Source organism: Photobacterium chitinilyticum (genome assembly GCF_004104355.1).
Lineage (GTDB): Bacteria > Pseudomonadota > Gammaproteobacteria > Enterobacterales > Vibrionaceae > Photobacterium > Photobacterium chitinilyticum.
On sequence record NZ_RJLM01000067.1, the window covers coordinates 1 to 1,152 of the forward strand.

The window sequence follows — 1,152 nt, forward strand, 5'->3', positions numbered from 1 at the left end:
CAATGTGGTGTTTAGGTTGGCTTCAGACATTACTGCTCTGCCCCAAGTCCAGCAATGAGTACGGCTTCCCATTCTGGCCCAAAGAGGGTGAAAGGCCCGTGGGGGTAGAGATCAAGTGTGACAGTTCTGTTCTGAGCTACCCTTGGAGTCGGGTTGTTTGTGAATGCAGCCCAAAGTGGGTGGTAGACTCCATCCACAATGTGGTGTTTAGGTTGGCTTCAGACATTACTGCTCTGCCCCAAGTCCAGCAATGAGTACGGCTTCCCATTCTGGMCCAAAGAGGGTGAAAGGCMCGTGGGGGTAGAGATCAAGTGTGAMAGTTCTGTTCTGAGCTACCCTTGGAGTCGGGTTGTTTGTGAATGCAGCCCAAAGTGGGTGGTAGACTCCATCCAAGGCTAAATACTTACACGAGTCCGATAGCAAACAAGTACCGTGAGGGAAAGTTGAAAAGTACTTTGAAGAGAGAGTAAACAGTGCGTGAAACCGTTCAAAGGTAAACAGGTGGAGTTGAACTGCAAGCTCTGGGAATTCAGCTGATGAGTGTGATTTGTGCTTGGGCATACTGGCCGCCTTTAGTGTCTGCTTAACCGCAGGTGCCTGCCTTTTTGGTGGGTATGTGTGAATCGTTTACATACGACGCACGCACTGTTGGTGTGAGGGTCTGCTTGTCAGTGCACTTTCTCAGGGTGTTCACCACGACCGGCACTGCTGCCTGTCTGCTATGGCCAAACTGATCAGGTCTGATTTCCGTCAGTCTTGGTTGGGTCGGCAGGTGACTCTTTGGCTCATCTATGGGCTGTGAGTGTTACTAGCCGGCTGTAGCGGAGCTGTGCGGTGTGTCGGAGATGGCGGCTTCGCATGCGTGCCTAGACCTTCGGGCGTTGTTGAGTCTGGTCGGCTCGTTACTAGCTTCGGCTGGTCGGCTGATGGCTTGATTTTGTCACGTTGGCGGTTGCGTGTGTGGTTTGCGTTGGGCCAATAGTCTGTGGTGTAGTGGTAGACGATCCACCTGACCCGTCTTGAAACACGGACCAAGGAGTTTAACATGTGCGCGAGTCATTGGGGGTTACGAAACCCAAAGGCGAAGTGAAGGTAAAGGTTCGGCTTGTCCGGACTGAGGTGAGATCCTGTTGTCTTGCTCATACTTTCCAA

At 52.1% G+C, this 1,152-nt stretch carries 1 rRNA gene; it reads left to right on the forward strand.

Annotation, left to right across the window (positions count from 1 at the left end):
• A 23S ribosomal RNA gene (locus tag EDI28_RS28115) occupies positions 1–487 on the forward strand; the annotation flags it as partial.
• Between the last annotated feature and the right edge of the window lie 665 nt (positions 488–1,152).